The organism is Acidovorax sp. FG60 (assembly GCF_057808995.1).
The window spans coordinates 80,298-98,244 of the sequence record NZ_JBMDJC010000009.1 but is presented as its reverse complement, the minus strand read 5'-3'; the positions used below and the strand labels follow the sequence as shown (position 1 = coordinate 98,244).

General features: G+C 56.0%; 17 protein-coding genes. 3 read left to right on the top strand and 14 right to left on the bottom strand.

Features of this window, described 5'->3' with window-relative positions; translation table 11 throughout:
• Positions 1–91: 91 nt before the first annotated feature.
• The 11 genes from ACODS0_RS14975 to ACODS0_RS14925 form a co-directional block, all read right to left on the bottom strand.
• Complete coding sequence (locus ACODS0_RS14975; RefSeq protein WP_488835850.1) at positions 92–790, bottom strand: transposase; 699 nt, start codon at positions 788–790, stop codon at positions 92–94.
• Between the two features lie 84 nt (positions 791–874).
• Positions 875–1,831: a class I SAM-dependent methyltransferase gene (locus tag ACODS0_RS14970; RefSeq protein WP_228898799.1), complete on the bottom strand. Its 957-nt coding sequence runs from the start codon at positions 1,829–1,831 to the stop codon at positions 875–877.
• Positions 1,831–2,460: a DUF1415 domain-containing protein gene (locus ACODS0_RS14965; protein ID WP_488835849.1), complete on the bottom strand. Its 630-nt coding sequence runs from the start codon at positions 2,458–2,460 to the stop codon at positions 1,831–1,833. The genes ACODS0_RS14970 and ACODS0_RS14965 overlap by 1 nt, the downstream gene beginning before the upstream one ends.
• A 71-nt stretch (positions 2,461–2,531) precedes the next feature.
• Positions 2,532–3,704, bottom strand: a complete 1,173-nt coding sequence (locus ACODS0_RS14960; RefSeq protein WP_488835848.1) for a deoxyguanosinetriphosphate triphosphohydrolase — start codon at positions 3,702–3,704, stop codon at positions 2,532–2,534.
• Between the two features lie 71 nt (positions 3,705–3,775).
• Positions 3,776–4,879: a 3-dehydroquinate synthase gene (aroB, locus tag ACODS0_RS14955; protein ID WP_488835847.1), complete on the bottom strand. Its 1,104-nt coding sequence runs from the start codon at positions 4,877–4,879 to the stop codon at positions 3,776–3,778.
• A gap of 413 nt (positions 4,880–5,292) precedes the next feature.
• Positions 5,293–6,819, bottom strand: coding sequence for a putative Ig domain-containing protein (locus ACODS0_RS14950; RefSeq protein ID WP_488835846.1), 1,527 nt, complete (start codon positions 6,817–6,819; stop codon positions 5,293–5,295).
• 25 nt (positions 6,820–6,844) lie between these two features.
• Complete coding sequence (locus ACODS0_RS14945) at positions 6,845–8,986, bottom strand: type IV pilus secretin PilQ (protein WP_156358764.1); 2,142 nt, start codon at positions 8,984–8,986, stop codon at positions 6,845–6,847.
• Positions 8,983–9,525, bottom strand: a complete 543-nt coding sequence (locus ACODS0_RS14940; RefSeq protein ID WP_082437492.1) for a pilus assembly protein PilP — start codon at positions 9,523–9,525, stop codon at positions 8,983–8,985. Before ACODS0_RS14940 ends, ACODS0_RS14945 begins: the two co-directional genes overlap by 4 nt.
• The gene (locus ACODS0_RS14935) at positions 9,522–10,202 is read right to left on the bottom strand and encodes a type IV pilus inner membrane component PilO (RefSeq protein WP_055399272.1); all 681 of its coding nucleotides are present in this window, start codon (positions 10,200–10,202) and stop codon (positions 9,522–9,524) included. The genes ACODS0_RS14940 and ACODS0_RS14935 overlap by 4 nt, the downstream gene beginning before the upstream one ends.
• A 2-nt stretch (positions 10,203–10,204) precedes the next feature.
• A complete protein-coding gene (locus ACODS0_RS14930; protein ID WP_055399274.1) occupies positions 10,205–10,813 on the bottom strand; it encodes a PilN domain-containing protein in 609 nt (202 codons plus the stop codon).
• On the bottom strand, positions 10,810–11,889 hold the full coding sequence (locus ACODS0_RS14925) for a pilus assembly protein PilM (RefSeq protein ID WP_055399276.1): 1,080 nt from the start codon (positions 11,887–11,889) through the stop codon (positions 10,810–10,812). The genes ACODS0_RS14930 and ACODS0_RS14925 overlap by 4 nt, the downstream gene beginning before the upstream one ends.
• A gap of 268 nt (positions 11,890–12,157) precedes the next feature.
• On the opposite strand from ACODS0_RS14925, the gene ACODS0_RS14920 reads away from it, so the two are divergent.
• Positions 12,158–14,551: a penicillin-binding protein 1A gene (locus ACODS0_RS14920; protein WP_055399278.1), complete on the top strand. Its 2,394-nt coding sequence runs from the start codon at positions 12,158–12,160 to the stop codon at positions 14,549–14,551.
• A 58-nt stretch (positions 14,552–14,609) separates the two neighbouring features.
• Here ACODS0_RS14920 and cyaY read toward each other — a convergent pair whose 3' ends face one another.
• Positions 14,610–14,939: an iron donor protein CyaY gene (cyaY, locus tag ACODS0_RS14915; RefSeq protein ID WP_121422414.1), complete on the bottom strand. Its 330-nt coding sequence runs from the start codon at positions 14,937–14,939 to the stop codon at positions 14,610–14,612.
• A gap of 12 nt (positions 14,940–14,951) precedes the next feature.
• Here cyaY and lptM point away from each other — a divergent pair, with 12 nt between their 5' ends.
• Complete coding sequence (gene lptM, locus ACODS0_RS14910) at positions 14,952–15,161, top strand: LPS translocon maturation chaperone LptM (RefSeq protein WP_228898816.1); 210 nt, start codon at positions 14,952–14,954, stop codon at positions 15,159–15,161.
• A gap of 124 nt (positions 15,162–15,285) precedes the next feature.
• A complete protein-coding gene (locus ACODS0_RS14905) occupies positions 15,286–16,104 on the top strand; it encodes an oxygen-binding di-iron domain-containing protein (RefSeq protein WP_218298730.1) in 819 nt (272 codons plus the stop codon).
• 100 nt (positions 16,105–16,204) lie between these two features.
• Here ACODS0_RS14905 and msrQ read toward each other — a convergent pair whose 3' ends face one another.
• A complete protein-coding gene (gene msrQ / locus ACODS0_RS14900) occupies positions 16,205–16,858 on the bottom strand; it encodes a protein-methionine-sulfoxide reductase heme-binding subunit MsrQ (protein ID WP_121507459.1) in 654 nt (217 codons plus the stop codon).
• Between the two features lie 66 nt (positions 16,859–16,924).
• Positions 16,925–17,929, bottom strand: a complete 1,005-nt coding sequence (gene msrP / locus ACODS0_RS14895; RefSeq protein WP_055399284.1) for a protein-methionine-sulfoxide reductase catalytic subunit MsrP — start codon at positions 17,927–17,929, stop codon at positions 16,925–16,927.
• Positions 17,930–17,947 lie beyond the last annotated feature (18 nt).

Below are 17,947 nucleotides of genomic sequence, written 5' to 3'. Positions count from 1 at the left end.
TTTACGAATGAAAATTGAATTTCATTTTTTATTAGGGACACATCAAACTTAATAGCAATTAAATCAACAACAGCAAGCGATAATGCCATATTTATTCAGACTTTTTGCGAAGCGCCGGCCTACCGGCTTGTCCCTGGGTTACCCGGCGCGGTGTGTGCTTTTGCAACTCTTGAACAAATTCTGCGTCGCCCAGCGCCCAACCACTGAGTGCGGATGACGTCAGCACAGTCTGCTCCCGCGAGCCGATGCCCGCCTGCACCAGCTCGGCATACGCCGCCTCGCGCGCAAACGGCGTGTTGCCCAGCGCCCAGTACAAAGCATGCGGTGTGAGCAAACGGTCATGGCGCAGTCCCAGCCAATGGGCATGGCTGGACCACGGGTAGTCGCCAGGCTGCGCCACCTGCCCGGCCCGCACCGGGTTCAGATCAAGGTAGACCATGCAAGGCAGGAGATACCGCTCGGGCTGCAGCACCGTGGAACGATAGCGCCCCTCCCACAGGGTGCCCGTACGGGCGTGGCGCCGGTTGAAATACTGCACGTAGCGCCGCCCTACCGCCTGCATCATCTGCGGAAGGCCGTCAGCAGTAGTGGGCGTGGCCAGCAGATGAAAGTGGTTGTCCATCAGCACATAGGCATGCACAGAAACACCAAATTTCTGCGCATTGTCTGCCAGCAGCGAAAGCATAGTCTCGAAGTCTTCGCGGTCCGCGAAGATGCTTTGGCGGTTGTTTCCGCGCTGGATGACGTGGTGCAGATGACCCGGCAGGGTCAGGCGCGGCAGGCGGGCCATGGATGTGGATGGGAGCTAGGGGGAGGATGATCATAAATCCGTCCCCGATTTCTTCTCACCCCGACAACAACGTATGGCGCGACGTCAGTCCTGCACCAATTCCACGGCAACCTGGGTATCGCGAGCCTCCGGCTTCAGACCAAAGCGAGCCCCCAGCGCCTTGTCAAGGCCAAACTCTTCCAGAATGGCGCGCAGGCGCTCCGAGGCGCTGCGCTTTTTCTGCCCCGTGTAGCGGGCAATGATCAGCTCATTCTTCATGCTGTGCTCCCAGCCTACCAGCTCTGTCACGGTGACCTGGTAGCCACTCGCCTCCAGGTACAGACAGCGCAACACATTGGTGACCTGGCTGCCCAGTTCGCGCGTGTGCAGCGGGTGGCGCCACAGCTCGGCCAAGGGCGTGCGCGACAGCTGCAAGGCCTTGCCCTGCCGCAGGCAGGCGGCCATCTCAGCCTGGCAGCACGGCACCAGCACCATCGCCCGGGCCTGTTTCTGCAGTCCGAAAGCAATGGCATCGTCCGTGGCGGTGTCACAGGCATGCAAGGCGGTGACCACATCGATCCTGGCTGGCAATTCATCTGCACCGGTGGATTCCGCCACCGACACATTCAGGAACGACATGCGTTCAAAGCCCAGTTTCTGCGCCAGCAGGCGGGATTTGTCCACCAGCTCGGCGCGCGTTTCCACCCCGTAGATGTGCCCGTGCCCCAGGGCCTTGAAGTACAGGTCGTACAGGATAAAACCCAGATACGACTTGCCCGCCCCATGGTCTGCGAGCGTCGGCCCCTGGTCGGTGGTGGCAAGCTCCGTGAGCAACGGCTCGATGAAGTTGAACAGGTGGTAGACCTGCTTGAGCTTGCGCCGCGAGTCCTGATTCAGGCGTCCATCGCGCGTGAGGATGTGCAGTTCCTTGAGCAGTTCTATCGACTGGCCCGGCCGCAGTTCGGAAAGCTCCGCAGACTCGGCCTTGGAGGCGGCCGCCTTCGGGCGGGAAGCATGCGGCTGCTGCGCGCGGGCTGCAGAGAGGTCTTTGGTCTTTCTCATCATCGAACGTCCTGGCTCGCTTCCGGCAGCGATGGCGTGCCAGCGCTGGGGCCCACATCCAGCGCGGACCAGCCCTGCATGCCCAATGCCTGCAGCACCTCAATATTTCGCTCAAAAATTGTTTCCGCCTCCGGAAACACCTCCACGGCGCGGTCGATGCTCTCCTCCCGCAGCAGATGCAGTGTGGGGTATGGCGAACGGTTGGTGCAATTGGTCACGTCATCCACATCGGTGCCCGCAAACTGAAACTGGGGGTGAAAACTCGCGATCTGCAGCGTGCCGTCGAGCTCCATGGCCTCCAGCAGTGCCTCCGCATCTCCCAGAAAATCGTTGAAATCAAGAAAATCCTGGAGGCAGTGAGGGAGTATCAGCAAGGTGGTGTCCCGCGTTTCGGCAGGGGTCGCCACCAGGGCAGACAGCTCACTGCGCAGAAGAGCCAGCACGTCCGTCAAGTCTTCGGTCAGCGCGACCACGTAGTGAATCTGCCCTTTGACATGAACACCCTTGGCAAAAGGGCACAGGTTGAGCCCGATCACTGCTCGCTCCAGCCAACGGACGGTGTTGCGAACGAACAAATCGGCAGGCTCCGAAGAGGCCACCGAGGCCGTAAAGGGGGGGGAGGAAGTCATGAAACGGGCGCACGGGGCGCGAAGAAGTGCGAGGTAGATTTTACCGGGCGCCCTGCCCACCCCCACAGCCGCTAGTCGAAAAGCCGCCGTCCCGTCAGGCGCTCATGCTCCCGCGCTGCAAACCGGTCTGTCATGCCCGCAATGAAATCCGCCACAGCCCTTGCCCGCAGCGGGCCGCAGTCCACAGAGGCCTGCTCGGCAAACGCCGCCTTCATTTCTTGGGGGGAGGCCGTGTACGCTCCAAACAGGTCGCGCACGACCTCCTGCGCACGTCCCGTGGTCTCCATGACGCGTGGATGGCGGTACAGGTTTTTAAAGAGGAACTGCTTGAGTTCCAGCGAGCGCGCACGCATGGCATCGCCAAACATCACGAGCGACGGCGATTGGCGCACGGCCTGCACATCAGTGGGCGCGTGCCTGGCCAGTGCTGCCTGCGTGGCATCAATCACGTCATAAACCTGCGCGCTGAGCATGCGCCGTATGGCTTCAAACAACAGGCGCCGTTGCAGCAGCGGCTGCACGAGATCCGGGTACTCGGCCTGGGCCGCGGCGCGGTACTGGTCGAACAAGGGCACGTCCTGCAATTGCGCCAGCGTGATCAGCCCAGAGCGCACGCCGTCATCGATGTCGTGCGCGTTGTAGGCGATTTCATCGGCTAAGTTGCACAGCTGCGCCTCCAGGCTGGGCTGCTCCCGGCGCAAAAACCTTGCACCAACGCCACCGGGCTCTTCCCGCTCCAACTGCTGTGCGTGTTGCCTGGAACAGTGCTTGAGCACGCCTTCACGCGTCTCGAAGGTCAAGTTCAGTCCGTCGTACTGTGGATAACGCTCCTCCAGCTTGTCCACTACCCGCAAACTCTGCAGGTTGTGCTCAAAGCCCCCGTGCTCCGCCATGCACCCATGCAGCGCATCCTGGCCGGCATGTCCAAACGGCGTGTGCCCAAGATCGTGGGCCAACGAGATCGCTTCCACCAGGTCTTCGTTGATGCGCAAGGAGCGAGCGATGGACCGCCCCAATTGGGCGACCTCCAGCGAGTGCGTCAGGCGTGTGCGAAACAGGTCCCCTTCATGGTTGAGAAAGACCTGCGTCTTGTAGACCAATCGCCGAAATGCAGTGGAGTGCACGATCCGGTCTCGATCACGCTGGTATTCGGTCCGTGTGGGTGCCGGTGTTTCGGGGTAGCGCCGCCCCCTGGTCGCAGCAGGGTGGCAGGCGTACGGAGCCAGGTCAGTGATCGGAATCAAAATTGCCGCCAGCGCTTATCTATAAAGCGCAAATAGCTATACTATTTATAGCAATTAGTGACAAGCACCTTCTAGGCACAACATGCATCAATCACTTCGCGCACCAAGCTGTCCGGTGCAGCGCGCACTGCCGCCTTGCCCGGGCCATCGATCACGACAAATCGGATCTCACCGGCTTCGGATTTCTTATCGATGCGCATCAGTTCCAAATAACGGCCGGCATTGTCTGCGGCGTCCAGAATGGGCCCCTTGGTGGGCAACCCCGCGCGCTGAATCAGCAGATTCAGGCGGGCCACAAATTCGCCGTCCACCAAGCCAAGCCTCCGAGAAAGCTCTGCCGCCATCACCATGCCGGCACCAACGCCCTCACCATGCAGCCACACGCCATAACCCATGCCAGCTTCAATGGCGTGCCCAAAGGTATGGCCAAAATTGAGGATGGCACGAAGGCCCGTCTCTTTTTCATCCTGGCCGACAACCCAGGCCTTGATCTCGCAACTGCGCCGTACAGCGTGCGCGAGGGCGTCGCGGTCGTGCGCGATCAGGGCATCCATATTCCGTTCCAGCCAATCAAAGAAGGCCATGTCCGAGATCGGTCCGTATTTGATGACCTCTGCAAGACCGGCACTGAATTCGCGCGCTGGCAACGTATCGAGCACCGCAAGGTCGCACACCACCAACTGCGGCTGGTAAAACGCACCAATCATGTTCTTACCGAGTGGATGGTTGATCGCCGTCTTGCCACCCACCGAAGAATCCACCTGGGCCAGCAGCGTGGTGGGTACTTGCACAAAGGGCACTCCCCGCATGTAACTGGCCGCAGCAAAGCCTGTCATGTCACCGACGACTCCCCCTCCTAGCGCAAAAACGGTTGTCTTCCGATCACAAGTGTTGGACAGCAGCGAGTCGAAAATGAGCTGCAAAGTCTGCCAATTCTTATGCTCTTCTCCGTCAGGCAAGTGCAACTCATGAATCTGCGTATAACGGCCTGCAAGTGCTTCCCGCAAAGCATCTGCATACAAACGGGCGACCGTGGTGTTACTCACAATCAATGCCGTGCTCGCGCGAGGCAAACCGGCGTAGGACGCCGCGTCGGCCAAAAGGCCATCTCCGATCAGTATGCGATAGCTACGCTCAGCCAGCTCAATGGTGACGGCTTGATCAATCTGTGGCATGGAATATTGTTGCAGTTTGGTTGAACGACTGTGAAACATCACTGCCCTGGATCCGTTTTTATCTTAATGAACTTCGCATATGGGCCAAGTTCGTCCCGGCTATCGGGCGGAATACGCATTGGATAGCTAGACAGCAAACGCACACGAATCGCATAGGGTCTTGGCCCAGGAAATTGAGGTCTACTGACTCAGTTCGCGCCATTCTCCCTTACCCCAAGGGTCTACCCGTCAATGCATCCCTCTCGAGCGAGGTACAGCAACGCTAACCCTCGTCGGCAGCTACACCGAAGAAAAACAGGGATCAACAAGCCAATTTCTCAAAAAAAACCCCAGGATATACCTGGGGTTTGGTGTCAACATTGCTCAGAAGGCGTTGCGAAAAGCCTTCTGAGCATCGGGCTGACTACCCTCTATCAGGGGCAGGTGTATTCGAGAGGATCTCCTCCAGGCGGAATAGTGCTTGCACTCACTACGGTGATACTGAATGTCCGTGTCACTTTCGCGGCCCCCTTCGTTGCGGTCACCAGGAACCGCTGCTGTCCGCAGTTTGCCACTTTAGGCACGCCGTTCAAAACACCCGCCGTGCTTGTGGTACCACTGGTCAGCCATGAAGGCAGGCTGGTGAAACTCCAGGTCACATCGCTGACAGAGGCCACGAAGGAATACGTAAAGTTCGCACCGACAGGCGCTGAGCCCAACGAACACACCGTATCGGAGTTGCAATCGCCAATCGCGAAGTCCTCAGGCAATCCGCCCACCACTTTGAGCTTCAGGACGGCAGTGTCAACGATCTTGTTTCTGTCGACGACAGTAACGGTCGCACGGTAATCACGCTCTTCCGCGGAGCTACTTACAGTTCCGCTGATCATTCCTGTACTGGAATTGATTGACAAGCCTGCGGGCAAACCCGTAGCGGACCAAGTCAATGGCGGCAATCCCCCGCTCGCAGCCAAGAGGGAAGTGAATGGAACACCCTTGGTCACTGTTCCAAGATCTGCATCTGCCAGTGTCAGCGGGTCAGTCACAGCCGCAATGACCGGGAACACGTCGATGATCGAAATGGGATCCTGAATACCATTGGCAACGTTGTTGTCAAAGCGGTCTGACGTGAACTCCACAAATATGGGCCCCGTTTCTTCGCCACTCAGCAAGCTGAACAGTGCAACACCACCCGTAGACGGCAGCTGCAAAATGCTGCCCGACTGATTCCCTGAAACCAATCGAGCACCATTGGCAGCGTCTGTTCCCGCCATAATTCTAACTTGGACTTTGGCACCTGAAGCATCTGGTGTAGGTTGATTACTGTCATCAAGAACAAAAGCTTGAATACCAACTTGGTTTATCAAACCATTGGGGTTGGATTTACTTCCAAGGAATTTTTGAGCCACGTATTCAGGAGTTGCAGCAATAACTCGCAGACTTGCAGGCTTACCAGTCGCCGCTCCCGCTCCGACAGAAATATTTACACTCGCCTTTTCAACACGTCCAGATCGGGGATCCGATACTGAGCATGTAATAGTCGCCACCCCAGCTTGATTACCCGCATGAAAATGGAAAGAATTACCTCCGGAATTTGCATCCAGAGCGATGTTTCGGAATGCAAGGGGGTTTCCCTCATCATCCTGATGCTCTTCATCACCGTCAAGATAATACAGAGGCCCAGAACTCAGACCATACTCTGTATTGCAGCCAAATACATTCTCGCCACTCGGAATTGGTGCTCCACCCTTTGTAGCATTCACATACAAAACCGTCGTGAACGGCGCATAGACTCCAATACCGACAGGATAATTTCCAACATTGACAGGCAGAGTAGTTTTCTCCGCACGCAAAGTGATAGCATAATTTTCATCCGTTTGACCCGGATTCCCCCCGCCGCCGCCACAAGCCGCAAGTACAGTCACCAGTGCAATTGGCACAAATTTGATATATTTCAACATTTATGTTCCCATTCAAAGATTAAATTCAGCGAATTGCAGCACGCTCGGTAAGAACTTTCGGGGTAATAAAAATCAACATTTCCTGCTTATTTGCTTGCTTAGTTTTTGTTTTAAATAAATTACCAACGCCGGGAATGTCACCCAAAAATGGCACCTTTGCCTCGGCATCATCCTCGAACAATTCAAAAATTCCACCAATTACGACCGTACCGCCATTTTCAACCAACACCTGAGTTTTAATGTGCTTAGTATTAATAGCACGCACATTTTGAAGAATTTCACCTGGACTATCTTTGTTTACATCAAGATCCAAGATGATATTACCTTCTGGTGTTATTTGAGGCAACACCTCCAATTTTAAAACTGCTTTCTTAAACGCGATAACCGTTCCACCATTTGGAGCTGTTACGGGATATGGAAATTCGGTCCCTTGCTCGATAGATGCTTTGGTTTGATCAGCTGTCACAACACGGGGGCTGGATACAATCTTACCTTTACCGTCTGCCTCCATCGCAGATATCTCTAGATTCAAAAATCTGTTGGCCGCGGAGTTAAAAATTGATATAGCGAAACTTGCTGGATCGAACCCTCCTTGAGCCTGAGCAGGAAGATTAACAAAGCTACCCAAAGTATTAGCAGCCCCACCAGCACCAGATGACGCTACCGCGTTACTATAGCTGGTGCCAAACGCCACGCTATTGCCACCACCGATATTGTACCCCCCGGTACCGCCACGATTAGCACGCAAATCTGTTCCACCTAGTCGAACGCCCAAGGAGCGCCCGAACGTATCGGATGCCTCAACAATTCTCGCTTCAATCATCACTTGTCGAACAGCAACATCCAAGGTCGAGAGCAACTGACGTACTTCTTCCAGTTTACTTGCCGTGTCAGTCACAAAAAGCTGATTGGTCCTGGGTTCCGCAATAGCGCTACCTCGCTCCGACAGGAATCTATTTGAGGTCCCCCCAGATGCACCACCGCTCGATGCCGTCAGTTGAGCAACCATGTCAACCGCTTTTGCATAATTCATTTGGAACGCTTGTGTTCGGAGCGGCTCCAGTTTTTGAATAGCTAAGGCAGCCTCGTAGTCCTTCTTCGTCCTGTCATCAATTTCATCTTTAGGTGCAATCCACAACACAGTGCCAGATTTCCGCATCCCCAGGCCTTTAGCCTCCATTATGATTTGAAGCGCTTGATCCCACGGGACATCTTTGAGACGCAATGTCAGCGAACCGGTGACTGTATCCGAGGTCACAATATTGAAATTGGTGAAATCAGCAATTACTTGCAGAAGTGATCGAACTTCAATATTCTGAAAATTCAGCGATAGCTTCTCCCCGCTATATCCAGGGCCTTGTGTTAGCTTGTTCAGGTCGACCTTTTTCTGCCGGATTTCAACCACAAATTGGCTATCACTTTGATACGCGCTATGTTCCCAATCACCAACGGGATCGATAGTCATGCGAACCCGCTCACCCTGCTGAACGGTGGTAATAGCTTGCACTGGCGTGCCAAAATCACCCACATCCAAACGCCGACGCAGTCCTTCTGGCAATGAAGATTTGAGAAAATCCACCACCAAACCTTTTCCCTGCTGACGAATATCGACGCCCACTTGGCTCGAGGGAAGCATCACCACCACACGTCCAGAGCCATCCGCGCCTCGTCTGAAGTCAACATCTTTCAGTGTCTGAACCTCAGAACTAGAAGGATCAGCAAAAACTGGAGCAGACACCGCTTGAGTTTCCGAATTTACAGACTGCACCGTTCCCAAAGAAATCAGCAGTGATTTCCCTTGAATATCGGCCTGATAGGAAGTGGGTTGCTTAAGATTCAGAACAATTCGGGAGCGGTCACCGGCCTGCACCACATTGACCGACTTAACGTTGCCCTGATTCACTTCAAAAATATTTTTTCCGGTGGCATTGGACGCATTAGGAAAGTCCAAGGCAATGCGTGGAGGCGATTGAATGGAAAATCCTGTGGGCACGGACTTCAGTGGTTCAGAAAAATCAATACGAACCACATCTACACCGTTCTGCACACTCCCCACTACAGATTGAACCACGACCTGCGCAAACGCACTAATGGGCGTCAATACAGCAAATGTGAATCCCACTGCAATTTGACAAATCTTTGATGGATAAATTTTCAGATATTTCATTTTTTGTCCTCTTGCAGATCGAGAGAGACCGCACGTTCAATCCAATCACCAGTCGCATCTTGAACAATTTCGCGCAATTGAATTGTATTTTCAGTAATTTTTGTTATTCGCCCGTAGTTTTGACCAATATAGTTACCAACTCGCACTTGATAAAGTAAATTATCAACCTTCAACAGAGCGGTCGGTGCACCTTTTTTATCAAGACTTCCTACCATCGCCATTACATCCAGCGGATAAGACTCCAGAGGCTCCTTTCGTCTGGCCATTTCTGGGGCGATTAAAGCGGCGTTTGAGGCAGTCTGGGTAGACTCTCGTCTCAACGCCTGTGTGAGCTTTATCGAATTGAATGGTTCGACCCCTGATGCCATTGCATAGGTTTGAGGTAAAAATTGCTTGGGCTCAGTCAAAGGGGTAACTTTAGGTTTTGTTGTTGCCCTCAACTCCGACATCCATTGACGCAATTCGTCATCACCTGAAGAACCACAACCAGATAAACCAAGAACAATCACTATTAATAGAATCAGTCTGTATGACGTCATTTTTTTTCGCCCTTTGCCACCTGCTTTTGAGCCTGAATCTCCTCAGGATCAAGGTATCTAAACGTACGAGCTGTGGCCTCCATAGTCAACGCAGCCCCATCTTTTTCCCTCCCTACTGGGGCAATAGAAATATCGTTCAAGGTAACAATCCGCGACAGATGTGCAATATCAGACGCAAACGATCCCATGTCGTGATATTTTCCAGTTACACGAACTTGAATAGGCAATTCAGCATAATACTCTTTAACCACCACTTGCCCTGGCCTGAACAAATCAAACTGCAAACTTCTTCCAAGCCCAGCCTGATTGATATCCGAGAGCAACGCTGCCATCTCGGCTTTGCTTGGTAGTTGCTTTTCCAACTGAATCACGTACTGCTGGACCTGTTCTCGTTGACGCTTCAAAGCCTCCAAACTCACAGCTTTAATCAATTTTTCTTGATAGTCTTGACGCAGGGTTTGCTCTTTGGCGATCTCGGTTTCAAGTTCGACTTCATACTCATTGATCTTGGCAAACCAAAGAACTGCTGCCACCGCGATGGAAATAAAAAGACACAGCAGAATTTTTGGAGCTACTGGCCACAAAGAGGGGTCTTTGGGATCCAAATTTCGGAACTGCCGGGAAACATTCTCCTGCAAGGCAGAGAAATCAATATCTTTTTTTGATTTTTTTGCCATCTCTATTTCCCAATCGTGGCGCTAGCTGAGTCTTTGGCTTTTTGCGCTTCACCAGTACGCATCAGACGGAAGCGCAAATTGAACGTGGATACTCGACGCTGGTCTCTGGACGACAAAGCAATATTGCTGGCCACAATTTCCACCAATTCCGGCTTTGACAGCCAAGGAGTGTTATCGGTCAAATTCCGAAGCATCTCAGAAACACGCTCGTTGGATTGGGCAACCCCTTGCATAGCGATTACTTGCTCAGTTTGCTTAATGCTTGTCACATACGCGCCTTCTGGTATCTGACGCACGAGTTCATTGAGCAAGTGAACAGGGAGATTTCGATCTGACTGAAGATCTTCCACAGCCTTCTGCCTAGCCCGCAAAGCCGCAATTTCGTCTTCTATGGTGGCAATTTCCTTGATTTGTTCTTCAAGGACCTTAATTTCACTCTGAAGAAAAGCATTTCGCTCTTGCTGTGCGGTGATCATCATTTGAAACCACCAATACACTGCCCCAGCGATTGCCAGACCAATCAGAAATGATGCGAACATCGTCGCCTGAAAGGCTTCCTTCCGACGTTTGCGCGCAGCTTCCCGGTGCGGAAGTAAATTGATCAGAATCACTGCAGGAACCTCCGCATGGCCAGACCGCACGAGGTCAGATAGGACGGCGCTTCACGCACCATTTTTTTCAAACGAACGGAACTTCCGATTTCCATACCGTCAAAAGGATTGACTGCGCTGCACGCAAAGCCGGTCTGCTGGGTAACAGCCTCTGTCAGGCCTGGCAGCGGCGCGGAGCCACCTGCAAGCATGATGTGATCAACACGGTTATGGGGTGTACTGGTGAAGAAAAACTGCAAAGCTCGGCCGATCTCCTGGGCCATGCTGTCTACAAACGGCCGCAGCACAGCCGATTGGTAGTCTTCTGGGAGGTCACCATTTCGCTTTTTACTTTCCGCCTCTTCCACTGAGAAACCGTATTGACGGACGATCAATTGGGTCAGCTGCGCTCCTCCAAAAGCTTGGTCCCGGTCATAAAGCACTTCTTCATTGCGGATAACCTGCATGCTGGTGGTAAGTGCTCCCACCTCAAAAAGCGCAACCATTGCGTCGACGCCTTTCTTGGGCAAGGCCTCAATGAGACGCCCCGCAGCCAATCGGGAGGCATGGGATTCAATGTCCACCACCACCGGCTTGAGGCCTGCAGCCTCTGCCAAACCTTGGCGGTCTTGGACCTTCTCTCGCCGAGATGCGGCAATGAGAACATCGACGTCCCCCGGCGCATTTTTGCTGGGGCCGATGACGCAGAAGTCCAAACTCACTTCGTCGAGCGAGAAAGGAATGTACTGATTGGCCTCCGACTCGACTTGAACCTCAAGCTCTTGTTCTGTCATGCCCCCTGGCAGCGTGATCTTCTTGGTGATGACGGCCGATGGCGGCAGTGCCAAGGCGACGTTCTTCGTGCGCGTTCCACTTTTTTTGACCAGGCGGCGCAGTGCGTCCGCAACTTCGTCGAATTTTTCGATGTTGCCATCCGTGATCCAGCCACGCTCCAGCGGTTCGATCGCGCAACGCTCCAGAACCAAGCCGCCTGCCTTATCGCGCCCAAGCTCCACCAGTTTGACACTGGAGGAACTGATGTCGATTCCCAGCAGCGGCGGAGACTGGCGACTGAACAAAGACCCCATTGAGCTCAAGATTGGTCCCCTGTAACTTGCCAAAATGAGGCAACAAAACTTAACACTTCACATGAATGCTATCAGTAAGATAGTTCTCCAGCAAAGATTTTTCCCCGCGTAACACTTGCGGAGCGTTGCCAAAAGCAGACGAATTTAGCCGCCCTTGCAACACCGTTTGGCAACGATGACGCACCTTTGGGCAGACGGGCACGGGCCGGGCATTGTGATTTTCAGTGGGGTGCAGCGGACATTTTTATAATGGGCCGTCTTACCCCTCCGGAGCGATATGCCGCCCTCTTCATCGAAGTCCTCTGACAAGCAGGACTCTCCTTCCGCTCCCACCCGCCCCACTTGGCTCCGTTGGCTGGTGCGCGCCACACTTTGGATGGTGGGCCTGGCGACTGCCGCCGCCGTGGGATTGGCTCTGACCATTGCAGTGGCGCTGGCGGTGGCCTATCCGAACCTGCCGGACATCTCTGATCTCGCTGACTATCGCCCCAAGTTGCCTTTGCGCGTTTACTCAGCCGAAGGCGCTTTGCTGGGCGAATTCGGCGAGGAGCGCCGCAACCTCACCCCCATTGGTGAAATCCCCAAAGTCATGAAGGATGCGGTATTGGCCATTGAAGATGCCCGCTTCTTCCAGCATGGCGGCGTTGACTACAAAGGCGTAATTCGCGCAGCCTTGGCTAATCTTGGCCGGGTAAAAAGCCAGGGCGCCTCTACTATCACAATGCAGGTGGCGCGGAATGTTTACCTCTCGTCAGAGAAAACATTTACACGCAAAATTTACGAAATCTTACTGACATTCAAACTCGAGCATTTACTGACCAAAGATCAGATTCTTGAGATTTACATGAATCAGATTTATTTGGGCAATCGCGCCTATGGATTCGCTGCGGCGTCAGAAGCCTATTTTGGCAAGCCCCTGAAATCGGTGTCCGTGGCTGAGGCGGCCATGCTTGCAGGTCTGCCCAAAGCGCCCTCTGCGTACAACCCCATCAGCAACCCCAAGCGGGCTCGCTCCAGGCAGCTTTACATCATTGAGCGCATGGAGGAAAACGGCTTCATCACCGCCGAGCAGGCGACAGATGCCAAGAAAGAAGAACTCAAGATCCGTACCGGCCCGGACAGTACCCGGATTCATGCAGAGTACGTGGCCGAGATGGCGCGCCAGCTGATCTTCACGCAGTATGGCAACGAGGCCTACACACGCGGACTCAACGTCTACACGACACTTAACGCTGCGGAACAAGAGGCTGCGTACGCGGCGCTGCGCCGAGGCATCATGGACTACGAGCGGCGCCAGCAGTACCGAGGACCGGAAAAGTTTGTGGTGTTGCCGACGGCGGCCCAGGAGGTGGAAGACGCCATTGACGACGCGCTGGCCAATCACCCGGACAACGGCGACGTCCTTTCTGCCGTGGTTCTGGAGGCCTCGCCGCGCAAGATCGTTGCAGCCCGCGCGAACGGCGACACACTGGAAATCACCGGCGATGGACTGAAGCCCGCACAGTCCGGCCTGAGTGACAAGGCCGCGCCCAACATCAAGATCCGCCGTGGAGCAGTGATCCGGGTGGTGAAAACACCCAAGAACGCCTGGGAAATTACACAGCTGCCCGAAGTCGAAGGCGCCCTGGTGGCACTGGACCCGCGCACTGGAGCCATCCGGGCGCTGGTCGGCGGATTTGATTTCGACAAGAACAAGTTCAACCACGCCGCACAGGCATGGCGCCAACCCGGGTCGAGCTTCAAACCCTTCATCTACTCTGCGGCACTGGAGAAAGGGTTCACGCCCGCAACGGTCATCAACGACGCCCCTCTGTTCTTTGATGCAGGGGTGACCGGTGGCCAACCATGGGAGCCCAAGAACTACGATGGCAAGTACGACGGCCCCATGAGCATGCGCACGGGACTGGCCAAGTCCAAGAACATGATCTCGATCCGCATCTTGCAGGCCGTCGGGCCGAAGACCGCGCAGGAGTGGGTATCCCGCTTTGGCTTCGATGCTGAAAAGCACCCGGCCTACCTCACCATGGCGTTGGGCGCGGGCTCCGTCACACCCCTGCAAATGGCTACGGCCTATTCCGTCTTTGCCAACGGCGGATACCGCGTGAACCCCTGGCTGATCACCAAGGTCACCGACCACAAGGGTCGCGTCATCTCTGAAACGACTCCGCCGGTCACCAGCGAACAACCGCGCGCCATTGATGCCCGCAACGCCTTCGTGATGAACAGCTTGCTGCAAGAGGTCACGCGCTCCGGTACCGCAGCGCGGGCGCAAGCAACTCTGAAGCGGCCAGACCTCTACGGAAAAACCGGGACCACCAACGATTCTGTGGACGCATGGTTTGCCGGATACCAACCCACGATCGCTGCAGTGACCTGGATTGGCTACGACACGCCGCGTAACCTGGGTAGCCGCGAAACAGGGGGCGGCCTCAGCCTGCCGGTATGGATCAATTTCATGGAACGTGCACTCAAGGGTGTCCCCGTCATGGAGCCCACAGTGCCCGCTGGCGTGGTCAATGTCGGCGGGGAATGGTTCTACGACGAGTACGCGCGCAACAGCGGTATTCCAAGTGTGGGTCTCGATGACCGATCCGCATCACCCGCTGTGGCTCCACAAGCGCCACCGCCCACCGAAGAGCGGAACCGCATCCTGGACCTGTTCCGCAACTGATGGCGTTGCGGACGCTCTTCCATCTACCTGAGAGACGTGAGCCACCCAGGAGGGTGGCTCACGCTGAAAACTGCAGTGGCAAACCCGCTTGGGCGGCTGCGTCGCGGCTCAGGCACTCAAAGAACTCGCCAGCTCCTTTGGTGTCCTGCCAGGCTTGGCCGTCAAACCGGTAGTGGTAACCACCGGACCGCGCGGCCATCCACACCTCGTGCAGAGGTTTTTGCAGATTGATGACGATCTGGCTACGGTTGGGGAACGTCAATGTCACCATGCCCCCGGAGCGCTGGGCGTCCACATCGGCATCGGTCGCATCGTTGATGCGATCGCAGCTGCGCTCGACGGCAAGCAGCAGTTTTTCGGCGTGGTCCATGAATTCGAGGTCGGTCATTACAATTTGCGCATGTTGAAAGCTTCCCAAATTCTAGTCAGGACGCTTGTCCTTGCTGCCAGTGCGGCAGCCCTTGCAGGTTGCGGTCAACGGGGCCCCCTGTATTTGCCCAGCAGTCCGGCAGCTGCGCAGCGTGCGACCCTGCCCCAGACCTTGACCCCCGGCGTCGGTACCGCCAGCCCTGCGCAGCCCCCCGCAGCCGCAGCGTCAGCGCCGCGCTGAAAAGCGGCAGAAGGGCCGGGACAACGGTTCTGGCCACCAATACCACCAAGGCACTTGATTTCTATCAAGGACGTCTCAGAGGGTCAATCGTACAGTTCGTGCTTTATTGCACCGCAGGATGGCCATGGCCCTCGAACTCTACCGCGACAAGAACCATGCTTGTCTGATGTTCACCGACCTCATCGAAGAAGACGGTCAGGCCGTTCAGGCCAACCAGTTTCTGATCGTGGACGACGACACCGGCGCCATCATCGACCCCGGTGGCAACCTGGCCTTCAACGAGCTGTTCATGGGGATGACCAAGCACTTCCCACCGCACAAGCTGTCGTACCTGATCGCTTCGCATGCAGACCCAGACATCATTGCCTCGCTGGATCGCTGGATGACCAGCACCAAGGCCGACCTGGTGATCTCACGCGTCTGGGAACGTTTTGCGCCCCACTTCACCAAGGTAGGCAAGACGGAAAATCGCGTCATCGGTGTGCCCGACAGTGGCGGGCATCTGCCCCTGGGCCGCCATGAACTGGTGCTGCTGCCTGCGCACTTCATGCACTCCGAGGGCAACTTTCACTTCTACGACCCGGTCAGCCGCATCCTGTTCACCGGCGACCTGGGGGTGTCGATGATGTCGGGCGCCGAGGCTCGTGTGCCAGTGACCGACCTCCAGGCCCACATCCCGCGCATGGAGGGATTTCACCGCCGCTATATGGTGTCCAACAAGATCCTGCGGCTGTGGGTCCGCATGGCACGGCAACTGGATATCGCCATGCTGGTGCCACAGCATGGCGCGCCCATCATGGGCAAGCAGGCGATCAGCGATTTCTTCAGCTGGATCGAGAACCTCATGTGTGGCATCGACCTGTTTGACGATCGGGCCTACCAGATTCCCACCGGTTACATCGATCCTGTGACCCGGCAGATGCGCGCGGCACCGGCGCGATAGCCACAGGTCTTGGAATTTCAGGCTAAATTTGCTGCTGGCGCTTTACCATAAAGCGCCAGCAGCTATTATTTATATAGCAAATAATTCCACAAGCACAGCGCTACGACGTGCGGGCGGCTTGGGATGCCTTGGCCCCCGCCGTACCCTGGGTTGGCCGACGCTTGCGCAGCCGGTGCCACAGTCGCCAGCCCAGCAAAGCTGACAAAACCGCCGCATACACCGCCACCTCGCCAAAATCATTCTTGCCAGCGCGCATCCAGAAGAAGTGCAGGATGGCCAGGCCCGCCACTGCGTATACGCTGCGGTGCAGCGCCTGCCAGCGCTTTGCGCCCAAAGCCTTGATCGCGCGGTTGAACGATGTGGCGGCAAGCAGCGTGAGCACCAGCAGCGCCAGAGACCCGACCAGGATGAAAGGCCGCTTGATGATGTCGCGCACGATGTCGGTCCCATCAAAACCCATGTCGAACCAGGCGTAGCTCAGCAGGTGCAGCAGGCCGTAGAAGAACACGAACAGGCCCAGCATGCGCCGAAAGCGCGCAAGCTGGGGCGTGGAAGTGACCACGCGCAGCGGCGTAACGGCCAGCACCAGACAGAGCGCGCGCAGCGTCCAGTCACCCGTGGCGCGGATCAGGGCCTCGGCCGGATTGGCGCCCAGCTGATTGGCCGCCGCAGCGTAGACCAGCCACGCCAACGGAAGCAGGCACAGTGCAAAGACCACGGGCTTGGCGGCAGAATGGAGGAAGAGTTTGCGCATGGTGATCCGCGCCCCTCTTCTGCCGCTTTACCTACACGTCAAGCGGAGAAAAAAGGCGAATGAAGATCAGTAGAACTTCTTGAGGTCCATGCCCGCGTACAGCTGCCCCACCTGGGCTTCATAGCCGTTGAACATGAGCGTCTTGCGCTTTTTGGCAAACAGGCCATCTTCGCCAATGCGTCGCTCGGTGGCCTGGCTCCAGCGAGGGTGGTCCACCTCAGGGTTCACGTTTGAGTAAAAGCCGTATTCCTGCTTGGCCGCCTTGTTCCATGCCGTGCCGGGTTCTTTCTCGACAAAGCGAATCTTGACAATGCTTTTGGCGCTCTTGAAGCCGTACTTCCACGGCACCACCAGGCGAACAGGCGCCCCGTTCTGGTTGGGCAGCACTTCGCCATACATGCCAAAAGCCAGCAGTGTGAGAGGGTTCATTGCCTCGTCCATGCGCAGGCCTTCCACATAGGGCCAGTCGAGCACGCGCGATCCGACAAAAGGCATGGTGGCCTTGTCGGCCAGCGTCACAAATTCCACATACTTGGCGCTACCCTGGGGCTCCACACGCTTGATCAGTTCGGCCAGCGAATAACCCACCCAGGGGATGACCATGGACCAGCCTTCCACGCAGCGCAGGCGGTAGATGCGCTCCTCCTGTGCGCTGAGCTTGATCAGGTCTTCGATGCCGTATTTACCCGGCTTCTTGACCAGCCCTTCCACTTCCACCGTCCAGGGCGTGGTCTTGAGTGTGTGGGCATTGCGCGCGGGGTCGGCCTTGTCGGTGCCGAATTCGTAGAAGTTGTTGTAGGTGCTCGCGTCTTTGTAGTCAGTGAGCTTTTCCATCGTGACCGCACCCGCCACGGTGGACTTGGCACCCGCCAGCGCAGCCAGCTTGTTGGGCCGCACCACCTGCGCCTGCTGCGCCAGTGCCTCGCGGCCTGCCCAGGCCGCCATCGCGGCACCTGCAGCGCCGCCCGCCATGAGCTTGAGCATCTGGCGCCGGTCTTCGTAGACCGCGCGGGGTGTGATTTCGGAGGAGTGGGGGTGGTTGAAACCCGAATCGCGCGAAGGGATCAGCATGGAGAGGCTCCGGTCATG

Excerpts from the sequence above, each read along its gene's own strand:
- ACODS0_RS14975 (WP_488835850.1), bottom strand. The coding sequence starts at position 790 with ATGGCCCGCCTGCCGCGCCTGACCCTGCCGGGTCATCTGCACCACGTC.
- ACODS0_RS14970 (WP_228898799.1), bottom strand. The coding sequence starts at position 1,831 with ATGAGAAAGACCAAAGACCTCTCTGCAGCCCGCGCGCAGCAGCCGCAT.
- ACODS0_RS14965 (WP_488835849.1), bottom strand. The coding sequence starts at position 2,460 with ATGACTTCCTCCCCCCCCTTTACGGCCTCGGTGGCCTCTTCGGAGCCT.
- aroB (WP_488835847.1), bottom strand. The coding sequence starts at position 4,879 with ATGCCACAGATTGATCAAGCCGTCACCATTGAGCTGGCTGAGCGTAGC.
- ACODS0_RS14950 (WP_488835846.1), bottom strand. The coding sequence starts at position 6,819 with ATGTTGAAATATATCAAATTTGTGCCAATTGCACTGGTGACTGTACTT.
- ACODS0_RS14945 (WP_156358764.1), bottom strand. The coding sequence starts at position 8,986 with ATGAAATATCTGAAAATTTATCCATCAAAGATTTGTCAAATTGCAGTG.
- ACODS0_RS14940 (WP_082437492.1), bottom strand. The coding sequence starts at position 9,525 with ATGACGTCATACAGACTGATTCTATTAATAGTGATTGTTCTTGGTTTA.
- ACODS0_RS14935 (WP_055399272.1), bottom strand. The coding sequence starts at position 10,202 with ATGGCAAAAAAATCAAAAAAAGATATTGATTTCTCTGCCTTGCAGGAG.
- ACODS0_RS14920 (WP_055399278.1), top strand. The coding sequence starts at position 12,158 with ATGCCGCCCTCTTCATCGAAGTCCTCTGACAAGCAGGACTCTCCTTCC.
- cyaY (WP_121422414.1), bottom strand. The coding sequence starts at position 14,939 with ATGACCGACCTCGAATTCATGGACCACGCCGAAAAACTGCTGCTTGCC.
- lptM (WP_228898816.1), top strand. The coding sequence starts at position 14,952 with ATGTTGAAAGCTTCCCAAATTCTAGTCAGGACGCTTGTCCTTGCTGCC.
- ACODS0_RS14905 (WP_218298730.1), top strand. The coding sequence starts at position 15,286 with ATGGCCCTCGAACTCTACCGCGACAAGAACCATGCTTGTCTGATGTTC.
- msrQ (WP_121507459.1), bottom strand. The coding sequence starts at position 16,858 with ATGCGCAAACTCTTCCTCCATTCTGCCGCCAAGCCCGTGGTCTTTGCA.
- msrP (WP_055399284.1), bottom strand. The coding sequence starts at position 17,929 with ATGCTGATCCCTTCGCGCGATTCGGGTTTCAACCACCCCCACTCCTCC.